This window comes from uncultured Rhodococcus sp. (assembly GCF_963525155.1).
Taxonomy (GTDB): Bacteria; Actinomycetota; Actinomycetes; order Mycobacteriales; family Mycobacteriaceae; genus Rhodococcus_F; species Rhodococcus_F qingshengii.
In genome coordinates this window covers 1-5,720 of sequence record NZ_CAURKP010000262.1, presented here as the reverse complement: position 1 = coordinate 5,720, position 5,720 = coordinate 1, and the positions used below count along the sequence as shown (strand labels likewise).

1 protein-coding gene is annotated in these 5,720 nt (G+C 65.3%); it reads right to left on the bottom strand.

From position 1 onward, the window contains the following. Positions 1 to 5,720, bottom strand: a 5,720-nt coding sequence (locus RWT78_RS27610) for a non-ribosomal peptide synthetase (protein ID WP_314682364.1), incomplete at both ends; no start/stop codon positions are given.

Genomic DNA, 5,720 nt, shown 5'->3' with positions numbered 1-5,720 from the left:
CTCTGGCAGCAGTGACGATTTCCGGCTCCAGGATCGGCATGACCTCGTCGCTGGACATCACCTGCTGAACCGGCTGTCCGTCGATCGAGGGGAACTTCGTCCGCAAGCTCTCGTGGCGCCCCAGTACGTCCGCTACCGCGGCCTGCAATGCGGCGAAGTCCAGATCGCCGTCGAGGCGCACTGCCAGGGGAACGTTGTAGGCGGGGGACGTCACGTCGAACTGGTTGAGGAACCACATCCGCTTCTGTGCCAGTGACACGGGCAGTGGGTCCGGGCGGGATCGCCGAGTCAACGGTGGTCTGGGGTTCTCGCCGCGGCCGACGCTCTCCGCCAGACGAGACAGCTGCCGAACTGTCGGAGACTCGAACAGTCCTCGAACGCCGATGTCGGTGCCGAGAAGTGCGTTGACGCGGGCGATGACGCGGGTCGCGGTCAGTGAGTTTCCGCCGACGTCGAAGAAGTGAGTGTCGATACTGATCGGAGACACTCCGAGCACGTCCTCGAAAACGCCCACCACCAGCCGTTCCAACTCGGTGGCCGGTGCAGTGAGTGTTTCGGCATCGGTGTCGAAACGAGGCGCCGGAAGAGCAGCCCGATCGACCTTGCCGACGCCGGTCAGCGGTAGTTCGTCGAGCACGACGACGCTTGCGGGCACCATGTGTGCCGGCAGTAGCTCCCGTGCCGCCGCCCGGATGTCCTCGGCGCTCACCCGGCGTTCGTCGTCGCAGACGACATATGCCGCCAAGGCCTGCTCGTCGGAGGGTCCGCGCACCGCCAACGTGACCGCGTACTCCACGCCGGGCAGCTGACCCAACGCCGTGTCGACCTCGCCGAGTTCGATACGGAAGCCGCGGATCTTGACCTGGAAGTCGCTGCGTCCGAGGTACTCGATGGTGCGGTCGCTGCGCCAGCGCACCACGTCGCCCGTGCGGTACATCCGCTCCCCCGGCTCGCCGTACGGGTTGGCGACAAATCGTTCGCTCGTCAGTGGTGAGCGCCCGTGATAGCCGCGCGCGAGTCCGACTCCGGCGACATACAGTTCGCCGGGAACTCCGACGGACACCGGTTGAAGTCTGCGATCGAGGACGACCTCGCTGAATCCGCGGTTCGGCGGTCCGAGATAGACCTTCTCGCCGGCCGGGATGGGGTCGCTGAGGTTGCAGGAGATGGTGGTTTCGGTGGGTCCGTAGACGTTGACGAACGATCTTCCCGGCGCCCAGGTGCGCACCAGGTCCGCCGAGGGCGCCTCGCCGCCCACCGTGATGGTGGTCAGTTCGTCGATTCCCTCGGGATCCACCGACGTCAGCGCTGCAGGCGTGATGAACGCGTGGGTGACATGTCCCTCGCGGAGAACGTCGGCCAGTTCGGTTCCTCCGTAGACGGTGGTGGGAGCTACGACCAGTTCACCGCCGACGGCGAAGGCGAGCAGGTACTCGAGAACGGAGGCGTCGAAGCTCGGAGAGGCGAAATGCAGTGCGCGTGAATTCTCGGTGAGACCGTAGCGATGACGCTGTTCGTCGGCGAAGTTCTCGAGACCGGTGTGCGTGACGACGACGCCCTTGGGTCGGCCGGTCGAGCCCGAGGTGTAGATGAGGTAGGCAGTGTTCTCCAACCGCGGGGTTCCTCGACGCTCGTCCTCGCGTAGCGGCGCCGTGGACACTCCGGAGAGCCGAGCGATGCTCGTCGGGTCGTCGAGTTCGAGCCACTTCGTCACACCGCCGTCGCCGGGTCTGTGGGCAGCCGTGGTCAATCCGAGCGAGGATGCCGAGTCCTCGAGCATGAACGAGATCCGGTCACTCGGGTAGCGAGGATCGATCGGCACGAAGGCGGCGCCGGTCTTGGTGATCGCCCAGACCGCTGCGACGGATTCGAAGGAGCGTTCCACACAGATCGCCACCCGTGAATCCGGCCCGGCGCCTTCAGCGATCAGCACGCGCGCCCACTGATTCGACGCCTCGTCCAGCTCTCGATAGGTCATCTTTCTCTCACCACAGGACAGTGCGACCCGTTCGGGGAATCTGCTCGCGGTGTCCGAAAAGATGCGATCGAGTGTCCTGACCGAGCGGCCCTGCCGGCCGCGCGCGGGAACCAATTGCTGCACTTGCGAATCCGGCATCAGGCGCAGTTTCGCCAGCGGGAGATCCGGTTGCGCGGTGATCAGCTCGAGGGTGCGGAGCAGCCGGTCGGCGATCGCGTCGATGTCGTGATCGCCCAGGACTCCCGGGAAATACTCGAATTTGAGCCGCAGTCGCCCGTCTGCCGCAGAGGCAACGATCGCGAGTGGATAGTGCGCGGCATCCTCGGCGTCGTGGACGTCGAGAACGTGCATTCCGGCTATGTCGGTGCCGGAGGAGAGTCCACCGCGGTCGACGGGATACGACTCGAACACAGTCAGCGTGTCGAACGATGCAGCGGACCCCACAGCCGAAGTGATGTGCGAAAGCCCGACATGATGGTGATCGGACAACCGCGCCTGTTCCGCTTGGACGCGAACGCACAGCGCCGCCAGGGACTCTCTTGGATCGAGGCGAACTCGGACGGGGACAGTGTTGATGAACAAACCCACCATCGACTCGACGCCGGACACCTGGGGTGGTCGGCCGGAGACGGTTCCACCGAAGACGACGTCGTCGCGTCCGAGAAGTTCGGCGAGCACGATTCCCCATGCCACCTGGATCAAGGAGGCTGTCGTCAGGCCACGGGAGCGGACGAATCCACGCAGAAGTTCCGTCTCACGTTCTCCGAGCGCTGTGGTCGTCGAGCGTGAGGTAGCGCCGTCCTCGTCGACGGCGTGAGTTCCGGTGAGCAGCGTCGGGTCGTCGAGTCCGCGGAGTGCTTCGCCCCAGGCTTCGATCGACACGCTGTCGTCGCGAGTGCTGATCCAGCTCAGATAGTCCCGGTAGGGGTGTACGCGTGGGATGGCACTGTGATCACTGTCGGTGGCGTAGAGCGTCAGTAGGTCGCGGACCAGCAGCGGCATCGACCATCCGTCGAGGAGGATGTGGTGGTTGGTCAGGATCAACCGATACGCGTCGTCACCGGTTCGCAGAAGCAGGAACCGCAGCAGGGGCGGAGTGGCCATGTCGAAGCCGCGGACCCGATCCGCATGGAGGAGCTCGCGTATCTCGGTCGCCTGTTCGGTGGGGGCCAACGGAGAGATGTCGATCTCGGTCCACGGCACGTCCACGTCTGCGTTGATCACCTGCACCGATCGTCCACCGGTGTCGGTCGTGAACGCCGCGCGTAGGTTCTCGTGTCTGTCGAGCAGTGCCTGTGCGGCACGGTGCAACCGGGACGCGTCGACGCCGTCGAGTTCGAGTGCGAGTTGGACGGTGTACGCGTCGACTGTGTGTTCGGCGTAGCGGGCGTGGAAGAGCAGTCCGGATTGCAGCGGTGAGAGGGACCAGACGTCGGTCAGTGTCGGGAACTCGCGCTCGAGGTGGTCGATGGAATCCTGGTCGAGGTCGATCAGGTCGATGTCGGACGGGGTGAGTCCCCCGCGTTCGCTGTGTTCGGCATAGGTGGCCAGCGCGCGCAACGCCTGCACCCAGAGGTCGGCGACGGCGCGAGCATCGCGCTCTGCCAGCACGCCGGTGGGATAGGCGATAGTGGCACCGATGTGCGGTGCGCCCGAGATCTCGGTGGTGACGACGTTGACGTCCAGGACCGAACCCACTGGCATCTCGGACCGCGCTGCCGCTTCCAGATCGACGTCCCGGGCCAGTGCCCAGTCCCCCAGTGACTCTCCTGCTTCGGTGCCGGAGAAACGGCCCAGATAGTTGAACGAGATCTGCGGTTGGCGGAGGTCTTCGAGTTCCGCTCGACCCACCTCGTCGAGGTAACGCAGAACTCCGTAGCCGATGCCGCTGTCCGGAACACCCAAGAGTTCTTCCTTGACACGCTTGAGCACCACCGCTGCCTCTGGGGCGCTGCTCATCACTTCCGCGATGTCGATGCCGGCGAGGTCGATCCGCATCGGGAAGACGCTGGTGAACCAGCCGACCGTGTGCAGGACGTCCGCACCGGGCACCACGTGAGCTTCGCGTCCGTGGCCCTCCATCGAGATGAGTACGTTGTCGGTTCGTATGCCCTGTGCCTGCCTCCACTGCGTCAGTGCCAGTGCGAGAGCAGCAACGAGACCGTCGTTGACTGATCCACCGAAAAGCGCCGGAAGCGTGGTCAGGACTGTGTCGGACAGTTCGACGGGTACGTCGGCGACAACTCGGCCGACCGAATCGAACGTGTCGAGCCGCGGGTCCAGCGGCCGGGTTCCGATCAGCGGGTCGGCACCTTCGAGTATCGAACGCCACCGGGGCAATTCGACTCTTCGATCGGGCGCGATGTCGCGGAGCGCATGCGACCAACGACGAACCGACGTGCCCGAGTACGACGGCTCCGGTTCCTCGCCTGCATCGATGCGGTGGAAAGCCGACGCAAGTTCCGGCACGAGGACGCGCCAGGAGACACCGTCGACGGCGAGGTGGTGGATCACCAGGAGCAGCCGGCCGGTGTTGCGCACGCCGGACAACCAGACGACCCGCACCATCACGCTCCGGCCGGGGTCGAGTTCTCGACGCGCACCGCCCAGTGCGTCGACGATCGCCGCGTCGAACACCGCGGTGCCCGGCTCGGCCTCTACCTCGATCACCCGGCAAATATTCTCGGCTGCAACAGATCCCGGCTCGCCGACAACAAGCCTGCGCTCGCCGTCGAGCTCGAGGCGTGCGCGAAGGATGTCGTGACGATCGAGAACAACTTGAAGAGCCGCGGTCAACTGCTCCACACTGTGAAGCCCGTGCGGCGCGTTGAGAAGAGTCGCTTGGGAGAACGAATCGAGACCTCGGAGATCGGAGCCGAGCCGGTCGAGCCACCACTGAGCCACCGGCATCAACGGCACGAGGCCCGCGCCGTCTCCGGGAAGTTCCTCGAGCACCTCGGGTTCGTCGTCCTTGGTCGATGCCAGCAAAACCGCAAGACCGGCGACCGATTTCACCTCGAAGACGTCACGCGGGGTGAAGACGAGCCCGGCATCGCGGGCACGGGCGACGAGCTGAATCGACATGATCGAATCGCCGCCCATCGAGAAGAACGAGTCGTCGACGCCCACCGATTCGACACCGAGGACATCGACGAACAAGGCGGCCAGCGTGCGTTCGGTATCGGATTCGGCGGCCCGCGAGCGTGCCTGGGTTGCTCGCAAGTCGGGAACCGGCAGGGCTCGGCGGTCGAGCTTTCCGTTGGCAGTCATCGGCAGTTCGTCGAGAACGACCACGACCGCAGGAACCATGTACGGGGCCAGAGCCGAGCCCGCGAACGCGATGACGGCCTCGGGATCCACAGTCTGAGCGTCGTTGGCAGGCACGACGTATCCGACGATCCGTGCGGCGCCTCCGTCACGTTCGAGCGTGGTCACCACGGAATGTGCAACGCCGGGATAGCGAGCCAGAACTGCCTCGATCTCGCCGAGTTCGATGCGGAATCCGCGAATCTTGACCTGGAAATCGCCTCGACCCTGGTACTCGAGTTCGCCGTTCTTGTTCCACCTGGCGAGGTCGCCGGTTCGGTACATCCGTGTGCCCGCACTGCCCGCGGGATTGGGCACGAATCGTTCGGCGGTCGTGCCGGCGCGGTTTCGGTAACCGCGGGCGAGTCCGTCGCCGCTGACGTACAGCTCTCCCGTCACTCCGACCGGGACGCGGTGCAGGCGATTGTCGAGGACC